At 56.2% G+C, this 20,588-nt stretch carries 25 protein-coding genes, 1 tRNA gene and 4 pseudogenes; 9 read left to right on the top strand and 21 right to left on the bottom strand.

From position 1 onward, the window contains the following. Positions 1–7: 7 nt before the first annotated feature. The gene (locus GKE73_RS01915) at positions 8–1,522 is read left to right on the top strand and encodes a SpoVR family protein (RefSeq protein WP_230368876.1); all 1,515 of its coding nucleotides are present in this window, start codon (positions 8–10) and stop codon (positions 1,520–1,522) included. A 13-nt stretch (positions 1,523–1,535) separates the two neighbouring features. On the opposite strand, the gene GKE73_RS01910 is transcribed toward GKE73_RS01915, so the two are convergent. From GKE73_RS01910 to GKE73_RS01890, 5 genes are read right to left on the bottom strand one after another with little or no spacing between them, the layout of a single operon-like run. Continuing rightward, positions 1,536–2,327, bottom strand: a complete 792-nt coding sequence (locus GKE73_RS01910; RefSeq protein ID WP_230368875.1) for an ABC transporter ATP-binding protein — start codon at positions 2,325–2,327, stop codon at positions 1,536–1,538. Further along, positions 2,320–3,102, bottom strand: a complete 783-nt coding sequence (locus GKE73_RS01905; RefSeq protein ID WP_280955073.1) for a FecCD family ABC transporter permease — start codon at positions 3,100–3,102, stop codon at positions 2,320–2,322. The genes GKE73_RS01910 and GKE73_RS01905 overlap by 8 nt, the downstream gene beginning before the upstream one ends. 9 nt (positions 3,103–3,111) lie before the next feature. Next, positions 3,112–3,297, bottom strand: a complete 186-nt coding sequence (locus GKE73_RS01900; protein ID WP_230368873.1) for a hypothetical protein — start codon at positions 3,295–3,297, stop codon at positions 3,112–3,114. Positions 3,298–3,333: 36 nt separating this feature from the next. Further along, positions 3,334–4,140 carry a 4-hydroxy-tetrahydrodipicolinate reductase gene (gene dapB / locus GKE73_RS01895; RefSeq protein ID WP_230368872.1) on the bottom strand — a complete coding sequence of 269 codons (807 nt, stop codon included), beginning with the start codon at positions 4,138–4,140 and terminating at the stop codon, positions 3,334–3,336. 7 nt (positions 4,141–4,147) lie between these two features. Continuing rightward, a complete protein-coding gene (locus tag GKE73_RS01890; protein WP_230368871.1) occupies positions 4,148–4,528 on the bottom strand; it encodes an outer membrane protein assembly factor BamE in 381 nt (126 codons plus the stop codon). A 96-nt stretch (positions 4,529–4,624) separates the two neighbouring features. On the opposite strand from GKE73_RS01890, the gene fur reads away from it, so the two are divergent. From fur to GKE73_RS01870, 5 genes are all read left to right on the top strand, one after another. Continuing rightward, positions 4,625–5,056 carry a ferric iron uptake transcriptional regulator gene (gene fur / locus GKE73_RS01885; protein WP_230368870.1) on the top strand — a complete coding sequence of 144 codons (432 nt, stop codon included), beginning with the start codon at positions 4,625–4,627 and terminating at the stop codon, positions 5,054–5,056. An 88-nt stretch (positions 5,057–5,144) separates the two neighbouring features. Continuing rightward, a complete protein-coding gene (locus GKE73_RS22105) occupies positions 5,145–5,522 on the top strand; it encodes a leucyl/phenylalanyl-tRNA--protein transferase (protein WP_280954687.1) in 378 nt (125 codons plus the stop codon). Continuing rightward, the gene (locus tag GKE73_RS22100; RefSeq protein ID WP_280954686.1) at positions 5,489–5,845 is read left to right on the top strand and encodes a leucyl/phenylalanyl-tRNA--protein transferase; all 357 of its coding nucleotides are present in this window, start codon (positions 5,489–5,491) and stop codon (positions 5,843–5,845) included. The genes GKE73_RS22105 and GKE73_RS22100 overlap by 34 nt, the downstream gene beginning before the upstream one ends. After that, positions 5,832–6,155: a hypothetical protein gene (locus GKE73_RS01875; RefSeq protein ID WP_230368869.1), complete on the top strand. Its 324-nt coding sequence runs from the start codon at positions 5,832–5,834 to the stop codon at positions 6,153–6,155. Before GKE73_RS22100 ends, GKE73_RS01875 begins: the two co-directional genes overlap by 14 nt. Further along, positions 6,067–6,561 carry an aspartate/glutamate leucyltransferase gene (locus GKE73_RS01870; protein WP_230368868.1) on the top strand — a complete coding sequence of 165 codons (495 nt, stop codon included), beginning with the start codon at positions 6,067–6,069 and terminating at the stop codon, positions 6,559–6,561. The genes GKE73_RS01875 and GKE73_RS01870 overlap by 89 nt, the downstream gene beginning before the upstream one ends. Before the next feature lie 67 nt (positions 6,562–6,628). Here GKE73_RS01870 and GKE73_RS01865 read toward each other — a convergent pair whose 3' ends face one another. The 10 genes and pseudogenes from GKE73_RS01865 to GKE73_RS01825 all read right to left on the bottom strand — a co-directional run bounded on the left by GKE73_RS01865 (position 6,629) and on the right by GKE73_RS01825 (position 12,590). Further along, positions 6,629–6,895, bottom strand: coding sequence for an outer membrane lipoprotein (locus GKE73_RS01865; RefSeq protein WP_230368867.1), 267 nt, complete (start codon positions 6,893–6,895; stop codon positions 6,629–6,631). Next, positions 6,867–6,989 carry a hypothetical protein gene (locus tag GKE73_RS22095; RefSeq protein ID WP_280954685.1) on the bottom strand — a complete coding sequence of 41 codons (123 nt, stop codon included), beginning with the start codon at positions 6,987–6,989 and terminating at the stop codon, positions 6,867–6,869. The genes GKE73_RS01865 and GKE73_RS22095 overlap by 29 nt, the downstream gene beginning before the upstream one ends. Positions 6,990–7,124: 135 nt before the next feature. Continuing rightward, a pseudogene (locus GKE73_RS01860) lies at positions 7,125–8,161 on the bottom strand (quinone-dependent dihydroorotate dehydrogenase). A 59-nt stretch (positions 8,162–8,220) separates the two neighbouring features. Next, positions 8,221–8,604 (bottom strand): malonic semialdehyde reductase, encoded by a 384-nt coding sequence (locus GKE73_RS01855; protein ID WP_230371377.1) that lies wholly within the window; start codon positions 8,602–8,604, stop codon positions 8,221–8,223. 231 nt (positions 8,605–8,835) lie between these two features. Next, positions 8,836–9,051, bottom strand: a complete 216-nt coding sequence (locus tag GKE73_RS01850) for a hypothetical protein (RefSeq protein ID WP_230368866.1) — start codon at positions 9,049–9,051, stop codon at positions 8,836–8,838. 5 nt (positions 9,052–9,056) lie between these two features. Continuing rightward, positions 9,057–9,653 (bottom strand): flagellar motor protein MotB, encoded by a 597-nt coding sequence (locus tag GKE73_RS01845; RefSeq protein ID WP_230368865.1) that lies wholly within the window; start codon positions 9,651–9,653, stop codon positions 9,057–9,059. Positions 9,654–9,664: 11 nt separating this feature from the next. After that, a complete protein-coding gene (locus tag GKE73_RS01840; RefSeq protein WP_230368864.1) occupies positions 9,665–10,603 on the bottom strand; it encodes a S49 family peptidase in 939 nt (312 codons plus the stop codon). A 60-nt stretch (positions 10,604–10,663) separates the two neighbouring features. Beyond that, the gene (locus GKE73_RS01835; protein WP_280954684.1) at positions 10,664–11,023 is read right to left on the bottom strand and encodes a Rieske 2Fe-2S domain-containing protein; all 360 of its coding nucleotides are present in this window, start codon (positions 11,021–11,023) and stop codon (positions 10,664–10,666) included. Between the two features lie 99 nt (positions 11,024–11,122). Continuing rightward, the gene (locus GKE73_RS01830; RefSeq protein ID WP_230368862.1) at positions 11,123–11,659 is read right to left on the bottom strand and encodes an HAD-IA family hydrolase; all 537 of its coding nucleotides are present in this window, start codon (positions 11,657–11,659) and stop codon (positions 11,123–11,125) included. Further along, positions 11,643–12,590: pseudogene (locus GKE73_RS01825) on the bottom strand (RluA family pseudouridine synthase). The gene GKE73_RS01830 and the pseudogene GKE73_RS01825 overlap by 17 nt, the downstream one beginning before the upstream one ends. A 523-nt stretch (positions 12,591–13,113) precedes the next feature. Between GKE73_RS01825 and GKE73_RS26380 the strand changes: the two are divergent. From GKE73_RS26380 to GKE73_RS01815, 3 genes and pseudogenes are all read left to right on the top strand, one after another. Beyond that, positions 13,114–14,906, top strand: a pseudogene (locus tag GKE73_RS26380) (Rne/Rng family ribonuclease); the annotation flags it as partial. A gap of 12 nt (positions 14,907–14,918) precedes the next feature. Next, on the top strand, positions 14,919–16,070 hold the full coding sequence (locus GKE73_RS26375; protein WP_446686358.1) for a ribonuclease E domain-containing protein: 1,152 nt from the start codon (positions 14,919–14,921) through the stop codon (positions 16,068–16,070). Positions 16,071–16,154: 84 nt separating this feature from the next. Further along, positions 16,155–16,230: transfer RNA gene (locus GKE73_RS01815), tRNA-Asn, on the top strand. Here the strand turns inward: GKE73_RS01815 and GKE73_RS25270 are convergent. From GKE73_RS25270 to GKE73_RS01795, 6 genes and pseudogenes are all read right to left on the bottom strand, one after another. Then, complete coding sequence (locus GKE73_RS25270; protein ID WP_376767407.1) at positions 16,189–17,343, bottom strand: recombinase family protein; 1,155 nt, start codon at positions 17,341–17,343, stop codon at positions 16,189–16,191. The genes GKE73_RS01815 and GKE73_RS25270 overlap by 42 nt on opposite strands. Beyond that, a pseudogene (locus GKE73_RS25265) lies at positions 17,329–17,661 on the bottom strand (recombinase family protein); the annotation flags it as partial. The pseudogene GKE73_RS25265 and the gene GKE73_RS25270, both read right to left, overlap by 15 nt. A 119-nt stretch (positions 17,662–17,780) precedes the next feature. Then, positions 17,781–18,071: a hypothetical protein gene (locus tag GKE73_RS01810; RefSeq protein WP_230368861.1), complete on the bottom strand. Its 291-nt coding sequence runs from the start codon at positions 18,069–18,071 to the stop codon at positions 17,781–17,783. A gap of 336 nt (positions 18,072–18,407) precedes the next feature. After that, positions 18,408–18,728, bottom strand: a complete 321-nt coding sequence (locus GKE73_RS25260) for a hypothetical protein (RefSeq protein WP_376767406.1) — start codon at positions 18,726–18,728, stop codon at positions 18,408–18,410. Positions 18,729–18,798: 70 nt separating this feature from the next. After that, positions 18,799–19,560, bottom strand: a complete 762-nt coding sequence (locus tag GKE73_RS01800) for a tyrosine-type recombinase/integrase (RefSeq protein WP_230368859.1) — start codon at positions 19,558–19,560, stop codon at positions 18,799–18,801. A 490-nt stretch (positions 19,561–20,050) separates the two neighbouring features. After that, positions 20,051–20,314 carry a hypothetical protein gene (locus GKE73_RS01795; RefSeq protein ID WP_230368858.1) on the bottom strand — a complete coding sequence of 88 codons (264 nt, stop codon included), beginning with the start codon at positions 20,312–20,314 and terminating at the stop codon, positions 20,051–20,053. Positions 20,315–20,588: the final 274 nt, after the last annotated feature.

The raw sequence follows: 20,588 nt of genomic DNA, 5'->3' as shown, positions 1-20,588 counted from the left end.
AGGCATCGTGTCACCCATCTCCACCGGGTCCGAGTGGACCTTCGACCTGCTTGACGAATACGACCGCCAGATCCGCCACATTGCGGTGGATGAGTACCAGCTGGATGTCTACCCGGTACAGCTGGAGGTGATTTCGGCCGAGCAGATGATGGATGCCTATTCCGCCGTGGGCATGCCGGTCAATTACCATCACTGGAGCTTTGGCAAACAGTTTGTGTCCACCGAAAAAAGCTACAAGCGTGGCCAGATGGGGTTGGCGTATGAAATTGTGATCAACTCCAACCCCTGTATTGCCTATCTGATGGAAGAAAATTCCATGACCATGCAGGCGCTGGTCATCGCGCACGCCGCGTACGGGCATAACAGCTTTTTCAAGGGCAATTACCTGTTTCGAACCCGGACCGATGCCTCGGCCATTATCGACTACCCGGTGTTCGCCAAGAGTTATATCAGCCAGTGCGAAGAGCGCTATGGCATTGATGCGGTGGAGGAACTACTCGATTCCTGCCATGCGCTGATGAATTACGGCGTTGACCGTTACAAACGGCCGCAGAAGCTGTCGTTGGCACAGGAACAGGCCCGGCAAGCCGAGCGCGAGCATTATCTGCAACAGCAGGTGAACGACCTGTGGCGCACCATTCCGCGGCGTGAGCGCGATGATAACAGTCAGGCCACCGCGCGATTCCCGGCCGAGCCACAGGAAAATCTGCTGTATTTCATCGAAAAATCTGCGCCGCTGCTGGAGCCATGGCAGCGTGAAATGGTGCGCATCGTCCGCAAGATTGCTCAGTATTTTTATCCGCAGCGGCAAACACAGGTAATGAACGAGGGATGGGCCACTTTCTGGCACTACACCATTCTCAATCGCCTGTACGACAAGGGGCTGGTGACAGACGGCTTCATGATGGAGTTCTTGCAAAGCCACACCAATGTGGTGGCGCAGCCCCCGGCCACGGCGCGCTGGTATAACGGCATCAATCCCTACGCGCTGGGTTTTTCCATGTATCAGGACATCAGGCGCATCTGTGAGGCGCCCACCGCAGAAGATCGCGCCTGGTTTCCCGATCTGGCGGGTAGCGACTGGCGCCAGTCGCTCGACTTTGCCATGAAAAACTTCAAGGACGAGAGCTTTATTGCCCAGTACTTGTCACCCAAACTGATCCGCGATTTCCGTTTCTTTGCCATTCGCGATGACGATCATGAGGACAAGCTGGAAATCGCCGCCATTCATGATGAAACCGGCTACCGTGATATCCGCCAGACGTTGGCCGAACAATACAATCTGGGTTCGCGCGAGCCGAACATTCAGGTTTGGTCGGTGAACGTGCGCGGGGACCGCAGCCTGACGCTACGCCACACCATGCACAATCGTCGCCCGCTGGACGAGGCCAGCAGCAACGAGGTGCTGAAACATGTTGCCCGCTTGTGGGGCTTTGACGTCAAGCTGGAAAGTGTCGACAAGGACGGTTACGTGCGTCAGCGTTTTGAAGTGACACGCCACAATGAACTGACCTTGAGTTGAGCGCCCGGGCGGGTCAGTGTGCGGCTAGCGGTTCTGTGCCTGTGGCGGGGAGGAAGGCGCGCAGTTTGCCATCCGGGCTGTGCAATTCGGCCAACTGCATACCGTAAATGGCTTCCAGCCGCTGTTTTTGCATGATGTCTGCCGTCGGACCAACGCCGACTGCACGTCCCTTATGCATGAGCAACACCTCATCCGCATAGCGCAGCGCCAGATTGAGATCGTGCACCACCGCAAGGATACCAATCTGCAATTGACGACTAAGGCGCGCCACTTGCGCCAGCAGACCATCGGCCATGGCGAAATCCAGTGCCGCCGTTGGTTCATCCAATAGCAAATAACGCTGTGATTGCGGCGATGCCAAGAGCTGGCAAAGTGCGCGGGCAATGTGTGCCCGCTGGCGCTCGCCGCCGGACAGCGTCTGTACCGACTGTTCGGCCAACTCCGTGGTACAGGTCAATGCCATCGCCCGGTCGGTAACGCTGGCTGGCGCGTGACCGCCTGCCAGCGCGCCTTGCTGAATCAGCTCCGCCGTGGTCCAGCCCACCGGGGCGGCAGGGTGTTGTTCCACCACCGCACGGTATTCGGCCAACTTGGCGGGCGTGAGGCGGGCCAGTGGCTGTTCCTCCAGCCAGATCTGCCCGGAGGTTGGCCGAATCAAACCGGACACCAAGCCTAGCAGGCTGCTCTTGCCCGCGCCGTTTGGCCCCAAAATGACGGTGACCTGGCCGGGTCTGACTGTAAACGACACATCCTGCACGATGGCTTTGCCACGCACCTGCCAACTGACGTGCTCGACATTAATCATGGCTCGCTCCGGCAGGAAGTCGATGCAGCAGCCACAGGAAAAAGGGCGCGCCAATCAGACTGGTGATGATGCCTACCGGCAGTTCCGCCGGTGCCAGCAACGTGTGCGCGGCCCAATCGGCCAGCACTGTGAGCAGGGCGCCGAGCAGCGGGGCGGCTTGCAGCAGGCGTCGGGCATCGCCGCCTACCAGTTGGCGCGCAATGTGCGGGGCCATCAGGCCGACAAACCCCACCATGCCGCAGCCGGATACCACCAGCCCGGCAGCCATCGCAGCCAGCAGCACAATGCGCCATTCTTCGCGCTGGACAGCAAACCCCAGATGAAACGCAGCGCTTTCTCCTAGCTGCAAGGCATTGAGAAAACGCCATTGGCGAAATAACGCCAGCCAGATCAACGGCATGGCACCTAGCAATAACGTGGTGGTTGGCCAGTCGGCATTGGCAAAGCTGCCCATGAGCCAGAAGGTTACCGTGCGCAACGAGCCATCCGGCAAGGTGGAAATCAGCAGCGTCAGCAGGCTGCCCAATAGTGTGCTGATGGCCAGCCCGGCCAGAATCAGGCGCGATCCGCCTTGATGCGCCCGGCCAAGCAGCCGGACGCCCCAGAGCGCCAGCATGCCGCCGACAAACGCCGCCAAGGAAACCATCAGCATGCCTCCACCGGCGTGGATGGCCAGCGCCGCAGCCAGCGCCGCGCCACTGTTGATGCCAACCAGCCCGGGCTCTGCCAACGGATTGCGGAAACGGGCCTGTACGGCGGCGCCAGCGGTGGCCAGTAGTGCGCCTTAAGCACTCAGGGCGAGCAACAGCCGTGGTAAACGTAATTGCAGCAGCAGGGTTTGTTCCAGCGCAGGCCGGGGTTGGCTGAACAGAACGGATGAGGCGGAAAGTTCGCTGCCAGAGAGCAACGACAACAACGATGTGACCAGCAGCAACGTGGTCAGAACAATAACGAGCGGGATCGTCCGCATAAGAGGGGCGCAGTAGAGGGCCGAAGCCCTCACCGGTTAACGCAAGCCCAGTACGTCCTGCATATCAAACAGGCCGCAGGGTTTATCGTTCAGCCATTTGGCCGCGCGTACCGCACCATTGGAGAACGTGGCGCGGCTGGACGCCTTGTGGGTGATTTCCACGCGCTCGCCGCCGGTGGCAAACAGCACCGTGTGGTCGCCCACCACGTCGCCGGCCCGCACGGTGGCAAAGCCGATGGTGTTGGGGTCGCGCTCGCCGGTTACGCCTTCGCGGCCATAAACCGCACATTCTTTCAGGTCGCGGCCCAGTGCATCGGCAATCACTTCGCCCATGCGCAAGGCGGTGCCGGACGGCGCATCCACTTTATGACGATGGTGCGCTTCGATGATTTCAATGTCGTAGCCTTCGTTCAGAACGCGCGCAGCCAAATCGAGCAGTTTGAAGCTCAGATTGACGCCCACGCTGAAGTTGGGGGCAAAGACAATGCCGATTTTTTCAGCAGCGGCACGGATGGCCGCTTTGCCCGCGTCGTCAAACCCGGTGGTGCCGATGATCAGCTTGACGTTGTGTTTGACGCACGCCGCCATGTGAGCGAGGGTGCCTTCCGGACGGGTGAAATCGATCACCGCGTCGGCACCCTGCAGGGCTTGCTCGAAATCACTACTGATCTTGACGCCAGTGTGCTGGCCAATGAACAGCCCGGCATCCTGGCCGATAAATTCAGAACCCGCGCGCTCCAGTGCAGCGTGCAGGGTGACACCGCTGGTGTTCAATACCGATTCGATCAGGGCGCGGCCCATGCGGCCTGCGGCGCCCACAATGACAAGATTCATGGTGCTCATGGTGCTTTCACTTCATGTGCCGGAGCGGAGACTTCCAGCGGCAACGGGTTGGTGCGATCGGCTTAAGCAGGGCATCGCCTTCTATCCGGACGAGGGTGTCGCCCTCAAAGTAAACGGTCAGCAATTTGCTGTCGGTGGTTTGGCCATACTTCATGATCTGGTACTTGTAGTCCCAGCGGTTGGCATGAAAGGCATCGGTCAGCAGCGGCGATCCCAGTACGAAACGTACCTGGGCGCGGGTCATGCCGGGCTTGAGTTTGGCCACGGCGTCTTGAGTAACGTAGTTACCCTGCTGGATATCCATGCTGTAAGGACGAATCCAGTTCAGCGGGGTCACGGAACTGCAGCCGGAAAGGGCAATAACGGCGGCAATGATCAGGGCGCGCATAGTACTCCGATTAACTTGAACAGTATGAGGCTGGAATTAGGCAAAGCCGGTAAAAGGCTTTATCATGGCTCAAAAACTGACCCACTTTATATCATGATGAGCAAAGCCAGTCACCTTAAAGATATCGGCCTTAAGGCCACCGGCCCTCGACTGAAAATTCTGGACCTGTTCGAAACCGCTGACGCGCGTCACATGTCGGCGGAGGACGTCTATCGCAAGCTGTTGACCGAAGATATCGACATTGGCCTTGCCACCATTTACCGGGTTCTGACCCAGTTTGAGCAGGCCGGTATCTTGGTGCGCCATCACTTTGAAACCGGCAAGGCCGTCTACGAACTGAACGAAGGCGGCCATCATGATCACATGGTGTGTGTGAAGTGCGGTAAGGTCGTGGAATTCTTCGATCCGGAAATCGAGGCGCTGCAAGACCGTATCGCCGAGCAGCACGGCTATCGTATTGTCGACCACGCCCTGTATATGTACGGCGAATGTCCGGACTGCCTGGCGCGCACCGCAAACAGGAAGTAACCCGCGCCACCGCTTCAGGTGGCGCCAGCATGGCTCTGTCGTAGTTGGCCGAATCAGATGGCGCGATGCCATTGGAGGTTGATCTCGCATGATTCCCCGGCTTCCTCGCGAACTGAAATTCCCCCCGGTGGATACCGCATTGGCCGAGCCGGATGGCTTGTTGGCGGCCGGTGGCGATCTCTCCCCGCAGCGGCTGATGTTGGCCTATTCACAAGGCATTTTTCCATGGTTCTCTGCTGGCGAGCCGTTGCTGTGGTGGTCGCCGTCTGAACGCATGGTACTGTTTCCAGAAGCGTTACACGTCACGCGCTCGCTCGACAAAACCCTGCGTAACCTGGATTACGAAATCCGTGTGGATACGGCATTTCGTCAGGTCATGGAAGCCTGTGCCGCGCCGCGTGACGGGCAGGGCGGTACCGGATCGTTCCGGAAATGGTCGATGCCTATTGTCAGTTGCATGAGCTAGGTTTTGCCCACTCGTTTGAAACCTGGATGGATGGCGAGCTGGTTGGCGGTCTTTATGGCGTGGCGCTGGGCCTGATGTTTTATGGCGAATCGATGTTCTCGCGGCGGTGCGATGCTTCCAAGCTGGCTTTTGTGCACATGGCGCGTCATCTGGGGCAACAGGGGGTTGGCATGATCGATTGCCAATTCCATACCGCGCATCTGGCGAGCCTCGGTGCCCGGCTGATCCCGCGTGACACCTTTCTCGCCACGCTGCAGAGGCATGTCCGGCTCGCGCCGCCCGCTACCTTGTGGACCTACCGCTATCAACATGAGCCAGCGTGACGACGGGCCGTTTGCGGCCATTCATTTTTATGCCACGGCGCCATACCCTTGCAGTTATCTGCCGGGGCGCGAGGCGCGTTCGCAGGTTGCCATTCCGGCCAAGGCGATAGACGGCCGTGTCTATAGCCAGCTGATCGGGCTGGGCTTCCGTCGCAGTGGTCTGTATACCTATCGCCCTTATTGTGATCGTTGCCAGGGCCTGCGTACCGGTACGCATAGCGGTGGCCGATTTTCAGCCCGGGCGTACCCAGCGCAAGGTGGAGCGGCGCTTGGCCGCCATGCAGGTAACCTTGCTGCCCTTGCGGTTTGAAGACGAGCATTACCAGCTCTATTCCCGCTACCAGCAAGCCCGCCATGCTGGCAGCGGCATGGCCGATGACGATGCCAAGCAGTACTCTGAATTTATCCTGAAAAGTGGTGTCGATAGCCTGTTGGCCGAATTCCGCCTGGACGGACAACTGAAGATGGTCAGCCTGATCGACCAACTGGAAGATGGCTTGTCGGCGGTTTACACGTTTTACGATCCGGATGATGTGCACGCCAGTTATGGTGTGTTCAATGTCCTGTGGCAGGTACGGCTGGCGCGGCAGTTGGGTTTGCCTTATCTGTATCTGGGCTACTGGATTGCCGGTTGCCGCAAAATGGCTTACAAATCGGTGTATCGGCCATTGCAGGGCTTGCAGCGTGACGGGCGCTGGCTGCCGTTAGACATATAAAAACCGGCGGGATCAGCCGCCGGTTTTTATCAAGGTTGGCCGAAAGATCGGCTGGAACCCGGGTCGATCAGAACGGAACTACGCGGTCATTGCCACCGCCGGTCAGAACGCGCACGCGTTGGCCAGCCACCAGAGGTACATCGGCTTCCTGCACGATGGAAATCAGACGTTTGCTGTCATCCAGCTTGACCGTCACTTCGATGGCGTTCTTGGTGCCAAGGGAGCGTTGTGCAGCCTGGGTTCCCAAGCCACCGGCGATGGCGCCGATCACTCCGGCGATGGAGCCGTGGCCGCCACCAACATTGCTACCAGCCAGGGCCGCCCAGCGCCGCACCGCCCAGCGTGAGCAGTTCGTTGTTTTGTCCTTCCATCTTCACGTTCTGCACCGATACCACGGTGCCCAGTGTCACATTCTGGATCTGGCGCATCTGGCCTTTGCTGTAGACAGCGGCCGAGTCGGAGGTGGCGCAGCCGGTGAGAACAAGCTTACGGACAAGACGCTGGCCAATACGATACGGGTCAATGAGCGATTCATTTTCATCCTGAAATCTCCCTTTATGTGGTTACGGCTTAGGGGTTTGTTTGTGGTAGTTTGCAACGGCACTGGCGCATTCAGCGACCAGTTCCGGGCCACGATAAATCAGGCCACTGTACAACTGTACCAGCGTAGCGCCCGCTTGTAGCTTTTCGACGGCATCAGCGCCAGACAGAATGCCGCCGACCCCGATGATTGGCAGGCTGCCATCCAGCTCGCGTGCCAGTTTGCGGATCAACTCCGTGGAGCGCTCTTTGACCGGCGCACCAGACAGGCCGCTTCCCCTGCCGGGGCATGCCCGGCAATTTCCGCACGAGAGAGTGTGGTATTGGTGGCGATCACCCCATCCACCTCATGTTCCGTCAGCAAATACGCAATTTCGCGGATCTGTTCGTCATCCAGATCCGGTGCAATCTTGACAGCCAACGGCACGTAACGACCGTGTTTGTCGGCCAGTTGTTGTTGCCGTGCTTTGAGCGCCTGTACCAGTCTGGACAGTTCGTCACCCTGTTGCAGCTGGCGCAGGTTCTTGGTGTTGGGCGAGGAGATATTCACCGTGATGTAGCTGGCGTAGGCGTATACCTTGTCCAGACAGATCAGGTAATCGTCGACGGCATTTTCAATCGGGGTGACGGCATTCTTACCGATGTTGATGCCCAGAATGCCCTTGAATTTACAGTTGCGGACATTGTCGAGCAGAACATCCACCCCGAGGTTGTTGAACCCCATGCGGTTGATGATGCCCTGATGCTCCGGTACGCGGAATAACCGTGGCTTGGGATTGCCCGCTTGCGGTCGTGGGGTGATGGTGCCAATTTCGATGAAACCAAAGCCCATATCGGCCAGTGCGTCGATATGTGCTCCATTCTTGTCGAGGCCAGCTGCGAGTCCTACCGCATTGGGAAAAGTCAGCCCCATGGCTTGAACCGGGCTGCGCGCTGCCGGTGGGCAGGTCAACTTGTTCAGGTGCAGCTGATGGGCGCGATCCAGCAGTTTCAGGGTGTTCTCGTGAGCGGTTTCTGCGTCAAAGCGAAAGAGCAGCGGGCGCAGAAGCGAATAGAGCATTGGTTTCTCCGGTGTGAAAATGCCCGGCATTATAACCGGGCAACAGTGTTAACGGCGACTCACAGAATTTGACAGACTTCATCAAAGGCAAAGCGCGGCAAGCGCTCATGCAGCTTGCTGGCATCGCCGTAGCCGATATTGATCAGGAAATTGGAGCGATAACGACCGTCCGGGAAGAAGGTGCTGTCCAGTTTGGCATTATCAAACCCGGACATTGGGCCGCAATCCAGCCCCAGCGAACGGGCTGCCATGATCAGGTAGGCGCCCTGCAATGAGCTATTGCGAAATGCCGTGGCCGTGATGACCGCATCATTACCGGCAAACATGCTTTTGGCGTCTGCATGCGGGAACAGGCGCGGCAGGTGTTCGTAAAACTGCATGTCTTGCGCCACGATCACGGTGACCGGCGCCTGCATGCTTTTTTCCTGGTTGCCAGCCGACAGGCAGGGTTTGAGCCGCTGTTTGGCGTCTGGGGTTTTGATGAAAACAAACCGGGCTCAAGCTGTTCACGCTGGTCGGGCATTGCTTCATCAGATCGAACAATTGTTGCAACTGCGCGTCGCTCACCGGCTTGTCCTGCCAGTAGCTATAGGTGCGTGCCCCATAAAACAGTTGATCGAGTGCTGCGGGGGTAAGCTCATTTGCCATATATTATCTCCTGCCTGTCATCAATATCACCGAGCGCTTGTGGCGGGTGGGGTGGCGGTAGAAAGTTGCGAGGGGAGAACTTCGGTTTCGTTCTGGTCAACGGCCAGTACCGTAATCGATACCCGGCGATTGGTGGCACGGCCATCCTGCGTCGAATTGTCTGCTACCGGTAGATTTTCCCCGCGGCCAACGGCTACCAGTCGCTGGGGTTTGATGCCATATTCCTGAAACAGCCGAACCACGCTGCTTAAGCACGGGCGGCCGACAACTCCCAGTTGGACGGATAAACCGGGTTGCTAATCGGCACGTTGTCGGTAAAGCCTTCTACCCGGATCTGGTTGTCCACTTTGGATAGCAGGTTGGCCATGTTCGCCATGATCTGGCGGGATTGAGCATTGGGCTGCGCCTGCCCCACCGGAAACAGCGCGCTATCGCGGATTTCGATGGCAATGCCCTTGGGGCTTTGTGTGATCTTGACCCGGCCACCCTTGACCAGCGGTTGCATCACTTTGCCCAGATCCGCCGACAGGGCGCCCAAGCGGTTCTTCTCGTCCTGATGCGGGTCACCTTTGACGGCCTTGCTGATCGGTTTGCTGTTGGGCACGCTGATCATGGTGTTGGCCGAACCGTTGGGGCGGGTGGCAATCACGTTGTCGCTGGAGCCGGTGCTAAACGCATTGATGATAGCGGAGGAGAGTACGCGGTATTTGCCTTCGTTGACCGACGAGATGGCATACATCACCACAAAGAAGGCAAACAGCAGGGTAATGAAGTCGGCGTACGATACCAGCCAGCGTTCGTGATTATCGTGCTCTTCAACCTGCTTGCGTCGCTTGCGTGCCATCCTGTGCCTTTTCAGAACATGCGCGTATTGAACAGGCTTTTCACCCCGCCAGCAAATTCGACACCCATGCGGCGAGCCACGCGGCTGGCAAAGTCATCTTGCTGGGTGTAATCCATGGTTTTCTCCGCTTTGATCACATCCCGGGCAACCGACTGTACCGTGCCGTAGCCATCGGCCAATCCAAGCGGGATGCTCTTCTCGCCCAGCCAGACCATGCCGGAGAAAGTATCTGCTGTCGTCTTGAGGCGGCTGCCACGGCCATCTTTGACGGCCTTGATAAACTGGCGATGAATGTCATCCAGCAGTTGCTGGCGAATGGCCTCGTGCTTGCTGTTGAGCGGAGAGAACGGGTCGCCCATCGCCTTGTTTTCACCAGCTGTCTTGAGTCGACGCTCAATGCCAAGTTTTTCCATGGCACCGGTAAAGCCAAAGCCATCGGAGAGCACGCCGATGGAACCGACGATGCTGGCCTTGTCGACATAGATTTTGTCGGCAGCGGCGGCGATGTAGTAGCAGCCGGAGGCGCACACCTCGTCGACTACAACATACAACGGGATCGTCGGGTGCAGTTTTTTCTGGCGGCGGATTTCGTCATAAGCCACTCCGGACAGAACCGGGCTGCCACCCGGGCTGTTGGCTTCGATGATGATGCCGCGCGTGCCCTTGTCGTCGTAGGCGTCTTTCAGGCCAGCGATCAGTTTTTCAGCCGTATTGTTACTGCTGTCGATGACGCCTTCCGGGCTGATTACGGCGGTATGGCCACTGCCGGTCAATGCATCACCGGCACGATCATCGTTACGGAGAAACAGACCGATAACCATGAAGGCCAGAATTGCCAGCCATAGCAGGCGGAAGAATATTTTCCACTGGCGGGTGCGGCGTTGCTCCAGCAGGGCCGCCATGGCCAGTTTTTCAAGCAGTTGACGTTCCCAGTTCGGGTTGTCATTCATCGTTGCAATACTCCAAAAGCAAAACGGCGCTGACTCACAAAGTGATAAGTCTAACAAACTTCACACGGCATCAGTATCCAGCCAGATCAAGTCGTCTGCTTCATGCACCGGCAGAGCAGTGAGCTTCCGGCCTCGACACGGGCCGCCTACGCAGCGACCGGAATTGGGTTCATAGAGGGCGCCGTGCATGCTGCATACCGGGTAGTGACCGGAAAGATCAAACACGTTGCCGTCCTGTAAATCCAGTTCGACCGGGATATGTTGGCAGGCATTGAGATAGGCATACACCCGGCCCATGTAACGTACGGCAAGTGCCGGGCGTTGCTGGCCGTTGGCATCTGTCACGGTAAAGCGGACGGCAAGCCCGCGTTCAACCAATGCCGATGAAGCGCAGATTACACGAGCTGCGGACTCAGCCATTGTTTGAGTTCCACGAAGGAATGGAAGATATCCAGTGGTTGGCAGGCGCGTAATTCCTTGATCGGGTGGGCACCGTAGCTGACTCCTGCCGCCAGTGTGTTAGGCGTTGTTTGCCATTTGCAGGTCGTGGGTGGTGTCGCCCACCATCAGGGTACGGCGCACGTCGGCACCCAGCTGGTCGGTGAGCTGTTCCAGCATGGACGGGTGTGGCTTGGAGTGGCATTCGTCCACGGTCCGGGTGGCATCAAAAAATTCTCCAATGCCGGTCTCTTGCAGTACTCGATCCAGCCCAACACGGCTCTTGCCGGTGGCGATGGCCAAAAAGACTCCGCTGTCGCGCAGTTCGGCCAACCCTTCGCGTACGCCATCAAAGAGTTCGATAGCATGGTCACCCGCCAGATAGTGGTGCCGGTAAGCGGCCACCATCTCCTGATAGTGGCTCGGTTCCAGTTCCGGGCAGGCATAGCGGAGAGCATCGACCAGCCCCAACCCGATGACATGTCGGGCACGGTTCTTGTCCGGTACTGGCAAGCCAAGCTCGCGGCTGGCGGCTTGAATGGCATGGACAATATGGGCGGTGGAGTCCATCAAGGTGCCATCCCAGTCGAATACAATCAGGTCAAATGCTTTTGCCATGGTGTCTCAGCGTGTTCAGAAAACGTTCCAGTTCCGCCGGTAACGGCGCTTCCAGCCGTAACGGTTCGCTGGTCAGTGGATGCGGAAGCGTCAGGCTTCTGGCATGCAGGAACATGCGTTTGAGCCCGCGGCGAGCCAGTTCCTTGTTCAGGGCAAAGTCGCCGTATTTTTCGTCGCCCGCAATCGGGCAGCCGCTTGCTTGCATGTGCACCCGGATCTGGTGGGTTCGCCCGGTCCGCAGATGCGCTTCTACCAGCGTAAACTCGTCGAAGCGTTCCTCTACGGTAAAAATGGTATGGGCAAATTGGCCGTTGTCAGCCACGCAAACCCGGCGTTCGCCTTCTGCCGTGTGAAATTTGAACAGAGGCAACTTGACGTGTCTGGTCTGTGCTTAAGCCACTGGCCGATACCTAAAGCCAGATAGCGTTTGTCCGGTATGCCAGAGCGCATCATGTCGTGGAGTTTGGTGAGTGCCGACCGTTTTTTTGCCAGCATCAACAGGCCAGACGTTTCGCGGTCCAGACGATGTACCAACTCCAGATATTTCCAGTCAGGATGGGCCTGTCGCAGCTGTTCGATCACGCCAAATGACACGCCGCTACCGCCGTGTACCGCAACGCTTAGCCGGTTTGTCGATGACCAGCATGGCGGCGTCTTCATAGATAACCGGGAAGGTGCCTGCCGGTACGGCTTTTTCTTGGCGTTCGGCCAACCTTATCGGTGGAATGCGCAATTCGTCGTTGGCCTGCAGCCGATAGGTGGCATCGATGCGGCCCTTGTTCACCCGTACTTCACCGGAGCGCAAAATGCGGTAAATATGGCTTTTGGGCACACCCTTGAGCAGGCGAACCAGATAGTTATCAATACGTTGGCCAGCTTCGGCCTCATCAACCTTCAGGAAGCTGACGGAATCTTTGCGAATATCAGTCATATTGCTTATACTTCGTGCGCTTAACCGTATATTTCAATGCGGTGACAGCGATCCGGTAAGCCAAGGTTGCAGGTGGAAAATCTGTAACGCTGCTGCGGAAACTTGAGAACGGGCTTAAGCAGGGAATCAAACCCCTGACCTGATGCCATTCCAGCTTAAGCCGCAGCCAAGGTTAACTCGCTCACCGAAAAGCAGCGATGGTAATGCATTTATACGCATAACGCACTCACGAGTATTCCATTTCCTGATGCAAAGCCAGTCAGGAAACCCCGTAGCAAAGTTTGACCCGGCACGATTGCCCTTAGCTGTATTGGCCTTGTCAGTCCGGCAAGGACAAAAAGTACACGTGCGCTGTTGCGCACACCTTTCTGGGCCTCGTGTGAATCAATCAGGAAGTAGGCTTGTTAAAACGGTTTTACTTGCTCTTTACACCAAAACTTCTTTCGGAAAGCGCCCATTACTAGACTCTGGGCCGTCAAATACTGGCTGCATCCTTGCGTGAGTGCCGCGCAGGGAAATTAAAATGAAACGCATGTTGTTTAATGCAACGCAAGCCGAAGAGCTGCGCGTTGCAATTGTCGACGGGCAAAAGCTCGTCGATCTGGATATTGAGACGGTCGGTAAGGAACAGCGCAAGGGGAATATCTACAAGGGTATCATTACTCGCATCGAGCCTTCCCTTGAAGCCTGTTTTGTCGATTATGGTACCGATCGTCACGGCTTCCTGCCGTTCAAGGAAGTCTCCCGTTCTTACTTCCGGGGCTATGAAGGCGGCCGCCCGCGCATTCAGGATGTATTGCGTGAGGGCATGGAAGTAATCGTTCAGGTAGAAAAAGACGAACGTGGCAATAAAGGTGCTGCGCTGACCACCTATATCAGCCTGGCTGGCCGTTATCTGGTGTTGATGCCCAATAACCCGCGTGGTGGCGGTGTATCGCGCCGTATCGAGGGTGATGAGCGTCAGGAACTGAAAGACCTGCTGGCTCAGCTGGAAGTCCCGCAAGGCATGAGCCTGATCGCGCGTACTGCCGGTATCGGTCGCAGCCCTGGAAGAGCTGCAATGGGACATGGGTTACCTGATGCAGTTGTGGCGTGCCATCGAGGGCGCGGCTGGTGCACAGAACGCCCCGTTCCTGATTTTGCAGGAAGGTAGCCTTGTCATCCGTGCCATTCGTGATTACTACCATCCGGATATTGGCGAAATCCTGATCGATACCGAAGAAATTTTCGAACAGGCCCGTCAGTTCATGAGCCACGTCATGCCGAACATGATTCCGCGCGTGAAGCTCTACAAGGATCCGGTGCCGCTGTTCTCGCGTTTCCAGATCGAACATCAGATCGAAACTGCTTTCTCCCGTAGCGTACAGCTGCCGTCTGGCGGTGCGATTGTCATTGACCATACCGAGGCACTGGTCTCGGTTGACGTCAACTCGGCCCGTTCAACCAAGGGCGCCGATATTGAGGAAACCGCGCTGCGCACCAACCTGGAAGCGGCGGAAGAAATCGCTCGTCAGCTGCGTTTGCGAGATCTGGGCGGTTTGATCGTGATCGATTTCATCGACATGGAGAACCCGCGTAACCAGCGCGATGTGGAAAACAAGCTGCGCGAAGTGCTCAAGCATGACCGTGCACGCGTACAGATGGGTAAGCTGTCGCGCTTTGGTTTGCTGGAACTGTCGCGCCAGCGTCTGCAGCCTAGCCTTGGCGAAATCAGCCACGAGCCGTGCCCGCGTTGTCATGGTATTGGCTTCATTCGCGGTACTGAATCGTCTGCCCTGCATATCCTGCGCATCATCCAGGAAGAGGCCATGAAGGAAAATACCGGAGCGGTACACGCTCAGGTACCGGTGGACGTGGCAACTTTCCTGCTTAACGAAAAACGTGCCGAAATCTATTCGGTGGAAGAGCGCCCTGGATGTCAGCGTTGTTCTGATTCCGAATTCTCAACTGGAAACGCCGCATTACAAGATCGTGCGGGTACGCCATGATGATTTGGCCGAACTTGGTGATGAACCCAGTTACCTGCGTGTTGAAGCGCAGGAAGACGATGTGACTACCCATTTTGGCCAGGTTAAGCCCAAAGTGGAGCGCCGGAAGCCGCGGTCAAAGGCATTACACCGCAGCAACCGGCCCCGGTATCCGCTACATCCGAAACCAAGGCCCCCGCCGAGGCTGGAGTGTTGGAAAAAGTCGTAGGGTGGTTCAAGGGCTTGTTTGCTGAACCGGTCAAGGTCGAAGTACGCGAGCTTAGCCAGTAAAAAAGCGCCTGAACGCGATGCGCAGCGTACTCCGCGTCAGCGTGGCAACGATCGTCGTCCCGGCAGTCAGGTGCGTCGTGAACGTGATGAACAGCGTCGTCAGGGCAATGGTCAGCAGGATGAAAAGCGCCGCTCTTCACCGGCTGCGCGAGATTCGGAACGTAGCGAAAGCCGTCCTGAGCGTAATCAGCCTCGCCCAGAGCGTGCCGAACGTAACGAATCCACGCGTGCAGAGCGTAACGAACGCCGTGATCGGCGCGAACGCGAGCCTAAGGAAGGGCGAGAACCACGTGAGGCTCGTGAGCCACGTGAGGCACTGGTAGAGCGTCAGGAACGTCAACAAGGTGGTGCAGAATCGCGTAACGACAAGCGTGAGCAGGAATCGCGCCGTCGCCAGCCGGTAGTCAATGAGGCAGAAACTCCAGAAAAACTGGAGCTGGCCGCTGTTTCTGGTGTGGCTGAAGATGCGCATGGCCAGAATGCCGAGCAGCAGGAGCGTGCCGAACGTCGCCGCCGTCGTGGTCGTCGTGATCGTAGTCGTCGTGAGGACACTGAAGGTGCTGCTACTGTTGCGGCAGCAGAAGGGGTGGCCGAAGTCGCTGGAGTGTCTGCAGTAGCCGTCGCCGTTGAAGAACAGCTTGCCACTGAGAGTCCGTTGCCTAAGGACGATGCCCCGTCTGCTACAGTAGCCGTAGTAGCAAAGGTTGACGAAGTTACTGCACCAGTTGAAGTAATTTCCAGTGTGGCTGCTGAACCGTTGCCGCAAGAAGCGCCCGTATCTGCGGTCCCGGAAACAGCGCATGCAGCGCAAGTCGCTACGGCTATGACAGAGCCAGATGTTAAAGAATCGGCAACTGAGGTGGAGTCAGTACAATCTGTACCTGAAGTTGCTATCGAGCCGAAAGAGCAGTTGACCGCTTCGGACGAGACGTCTGCTGATGACGTGCATTTGACCGCTGTCGTGGAAAATGTGGCTGTGGCAGAACCTGCAGTCGTTGATGTCGTTGATGTCGTTGATGTGCAGCCTGAGCCAGAAGCTGTTCAAGCCGTGACTGATCTTGGTGGTTTGGTGATGGTGGCGACCAAACCGGTAGATCAGGTCGTGGTTCCTGAAGAGCCTGTGATCCCGGTTGGCCCTCGTCGTCGTGATGTGGTTCAGGCTCAGAACTTGCAATCGGTAGAGCCGGTGCAATTGGTTCAGATTGAAACGCAGCAGCACTAAGTTGCTCACAGCCTCTGCTGTTTAGGCGCACAACGCTTGACGGCAGAGGCGATTGCCGCTAATATTTCACTCTCTTAGTTCAATTCCCTGATAGCTCAGTTGGTAGAGCGACGGACTGTTAATCCGCAGGTCGCAGGTTCGAGCCCTGCTCGGGGAGCCAGTTTTCAGAGCTGTGAACCACAAGTTCACGGCTCTTTTCATTTGTATTCACGATTCTGTCCGGCCGATATTCCATCTCAACATTAGAGTCGTTTACCACGATTTTATCGATGAAGTGCCCCATCAGTAGCCGAAGTTTCTTGTTGTCACCGGTATTTTGGATGACTTTTGAGAAAAGCCCGGTTGCTTCAAGTATTTGCTCATCGCTTATGTTCACTGTCGGAGCGTCTTCCTCTTCTATGGCCCTAAGTTCTTCTTCAAGCATTTTAAGCTGATTGTTAAGTTGTCGGAGCCGAGTGGTCAGGTCGCCCAGATTAGGGGCATCTTTGCCATGTAGCTCAAGCACGTCGAACAGATTCTGACGCCGACGATTGCACTCCTTGATCTGTTTTATTACTGCTTGGCGCCGTCGATCATGATCCTCTTGCCATGAAGACGTTAGCTCTTGGACTTCAGCTATGACCTCGCGCATGCGTTCCGGAGTCAAAACACGCTGGATGATCGTGTCTACCATCCATTGATCAAATTCTCCGGCTGAAATTCGACGATTTCTGCACCCACTGCCTTTCTGGGCACGGCTGCAGTTGTAATAGTGGTATATCTTATTTCTACCGGTAGCGCTTTCTGTTTGCATCGCCGCCCCGCATTCCCCGCACCGTAGAATCCCGGTGAAAGCAAAGTTGCTGTGTGGGCTACCGCCATCGTTGCTTGGTGCGCGCAATCGGAATTGCTCACGTACCTTTGCTGCATCTTCCGAGTCGATAATCGCATCGTGTGATTTCGTCATAATCCACTCGCTTTCAGGCTTCTCATGCTTCAGCTTATCAAGCCGATTAAACGCGATGTAGCCGGAATAAACTGGGTTCTTCAACACTCTTGCTATATGTCCTTTACTCCACCTCTCTCCACGATAATAAATTCCGCGATCATTAAGGTTCATGGCAATAATCTTGCAGCCAATACCAGTTAAGTAGACCCGGTATATCTCTTTCACTACCACAGCCTCTTCTGGCACGATCTGCAACCGTTTTCGATGCCCATCAGCAGCTATAGCAGCATAGCCATAGGGAACCTTGCCACCATTCCAGTATCCATCACGGGCATTCTTGAGCATCGAGCGTCGGGTGTCACGGGAGACCTGTCGGCTGTAGTGCTCATCCATAATTTCGAAGATTGATTCAGAGAACCAACCTTCATCTGTCTCGTTGTCGATGTTTACCGAGACATACACCACCTTGGTCCCACCACTTTCCAGCAGCTTTTTATGACTGGCGGCATCGATCTTATTGCGAGCGAACCGTGAGGTGTTCCATACGATGAAATAGTCGATTTCATAACCATCGCAAAATTTGATGGCGCTTTGGAAAGCAGGGCGATTCGCCGTCCGTCCAGAAACGCCGTCGTCGCGGAATACCCGCATCACAGTAGCGCCGAGCTCCGCTGCTTTTTTTCAGCTTGCTCAATCTGGCTATCGATAGAAATTCCCTCGTCAGCCTGACGACTGGTGCTGACACGAGCGTAAATAATCGCTGTCTTCTTCATGTCATTATTCTATTTGTTATTGATGATTCGCTTTATGTGGGCTAGTTCGAGTTTTTCACATAATCCTTCACACAAACGATAGTGGATCTCCTTGGGGGATAGATGACCTTTTTCTGAGAGTTGTTTGATGTATAGATTGCGCTGAAACTTTTCATAAGAACTATAGTGGCGCAGTCGAATTTCAAGGCTGCCCTTGATGTGGTGCCACTGCTCCTCTTTGTCCAAGATGCGCCACATAGCAAGAAACGCATCCATACCGATCTCTGCGGCAACTTTCTGCCAGCATGGATGCATACCCATCTGGCGCAGATGATCTAAGCGCGGGTCGCGCGCGATTTTTTTTCCTCATTATGAAGTTTGGAAGTAGTGCAGACATCCGGTACCCACCCCCCTGCGAGCGGGGTGGTCTATGGCCTGCCGACCCCCCGGGGTGAGAATTGTTCTCATTTTATCAATTGAGGCCTGTTCGTGCTTCGATCTAAATGGGAATCGTTCTCGATTGAAGGGGAGGGCCGTCAGACCCACTTCGGATGCCCCTGCAATTCCCGTCCCGTCACTTCGTCTTTCCATGTCGTCACCATCCTTGTAATGCCCGTCTGTCCGTTTCCTTACTTCGCTTTTTGATAGAAGGCGAAGTCAGGACAGGTACAGTCTGATTTCTGATTTAGCCCGTTTTGAAGGGTACTTTGGAGAATCCCTGCAAGCACCTCTCCACGGCACGTCTAACCGTAGGGTTAATACACACACTATGGCTTGTAAGAATCTAAGCCACCTCACACACGCCTTGATGGCTTGTTGCTCAACTCTCCCAGCAGCTGGCTGACTGGGGTGGTCATCTTGGCCAACGGGTTGGCCTTGTCGACACTTGAGGTCAGCTTTCTGACTGCCGTGGGTGTAGATCGTCGTGGACTTCGGGTCTTTGTGACCCATCAGCTTTTGGCGCTCGAGCAGGTCAATATCACCTTCAGCCAGTTCGGTGCCATACAGGTGGCGCAGGGCATGTGGGTGTAGCTGGTCGGCCGGTATGTTAGGCGCGCTTGCCGTGGCGCTGGATCATGGCCAGAACCCCACGCGGGGAAAAGCGGCGCTTCTCACCGTAATACTCATGAGGTGGGCATCGGCGGTTACGGGTGGTAACGAACAGTACGCGGTCGCTGTTGGCGGTTTCGCGCTCAATCGTCTGCAGATCCGGGTGCTCGAGGTACACGCGCAACAGCAGCTCGGCTTCGCGCGGTACCGGAATCAGGCGTTCCTTTGCTCCCTTTTCGGTTGGCTTTATGGCCATGCGTGGCTCGTTGTCTACCAGCTGCGCGGTCAGGTGGCTTTCATTGAGGGAGACCAAGCCGCCCACGCGCAGGCCACAGCCGATTAGTAGCGACAGCATGGCGGCGTCGCGCACGCCCTCGAACGAGCCGAAATCCGGAGCCCACATCAGGCGCTCGGCGTTATCCAGCGAGAGCACTCGCGGCAGCTTTCCGGGCCTGCGCGGGTATGGAACAGCTTGGGCGGGATCTTTCCCTATCAAGTGACGAACCGCGCTGGCCCAGCGGTAGAACTCGCGGACACACGCCACATAGGGGGTGCGGCTTACCGGCGCCAGCTGCAAGTGCTTATGGAGATATGGCCCGGTGAAGGCCAAAAGGGTGTCGCCGGTCTGTTTCAGCGGATCGCCGCTTACCAGCCAGTTTTCGAAGCGCACCAGGATGTCCCGATAGGCCTTCACCGTGCGATCGGAGGATGAGTCATTTTCAGCTTTGAAGAGCAGGAACTCTTCGAACAGTCGGTTCATTTCTTACGATCTATGGGGGAACAGGCAAATTAACCCGTGTATGTGTGGATTTCTATAAATGCTACATGAAAAACCATTAAAAACAATTGGTTGAGTACCATTTTTGCCCACGGAAAACCCGTGTAGTGAGAAATGATTTTGTGGGTCAAAAAATAAGCAGGCTCTCAAACCCGTGTATCTATCCACCTCCTTTTTTTCACCGCTTTATTTCTCTTTCTCTTTGATTTTTAAAAAGAAAGAGAAAGAAATAAGGGGCTGCGCTGAGAAACTGCAATGTGGAGAAAAACGAAAAACCGTGTAAAACAGGAGGAAAACCGTGTAGATTTTTGAAAAATCGTGGGCGGTGTTTGCTCAAATATCAATGACTTACAAACAAAACAGCCAAGAATCCACGGAATTTTTCTCATACTGTGTTACTCAATAGCTGGATTGCCTCCGGGCACAAAAAAACCGCGCCGGTTCGGGGCGCGGTGGTGGCGGTGGCCGACATCTATAGCTCGCCGTCCCACTCCTGCAGGAACTCCTGAGCGGCATCTATAGCGGCCTGTTGCGTGGCATACCAGCCGCCTATCGGGATGCCCCGCACTACGGCGCGGTGCTTGGTGCTGATGGCTGACGGATCACCCACGCGCTTGGTGCCGTCCATGAATCCCTTGCTCTCGGTGGTTATGGGCTGTTCTTTCAGGTAGGCGATGCGCTCGGCTGATGTCAGGGCGGCGAATTGCTCAAAGGTAAGCTGCTCGGTGTTTTGCATGGTGTTTACCATTTGGAAAAGCGAAGTCTAGCGTTTGGGGTATGGCTTTTTTGGCGGAACCGGATAGGCCATCGCGGCAGATGGGCCACAGTTCATCGTGCATCCGAACTTTGGATCGCAATCCTCACATGGAACGCCATGTCGGAATTTCGGGATTCTTGGTTGAGCAGGCTCAGAGATTAATCGCACCTGAATCTCTGCCCACTGCAACGCATCATCACTACCGGAGAGCAGTATTTCACCATGAGGTGTCATCCACTTGGCCGTTTTCATT

Source organism: Paludibacterium denitrificans (assembly GCF_009707705.1).
In the GTDB taxonomy this organism is placed as follows: Bacteria; Pseudomonadota; Gammaproteobacteria; order Burkholderiales; family Chromobacteriaceae; genus Paludibacterium_A; species Paludibacterium_A denitrificans.
Note: the sequence above shows the minus strand (reverse complement) of the source record. Positions and strands in the feature narration are given on the sequence as shown.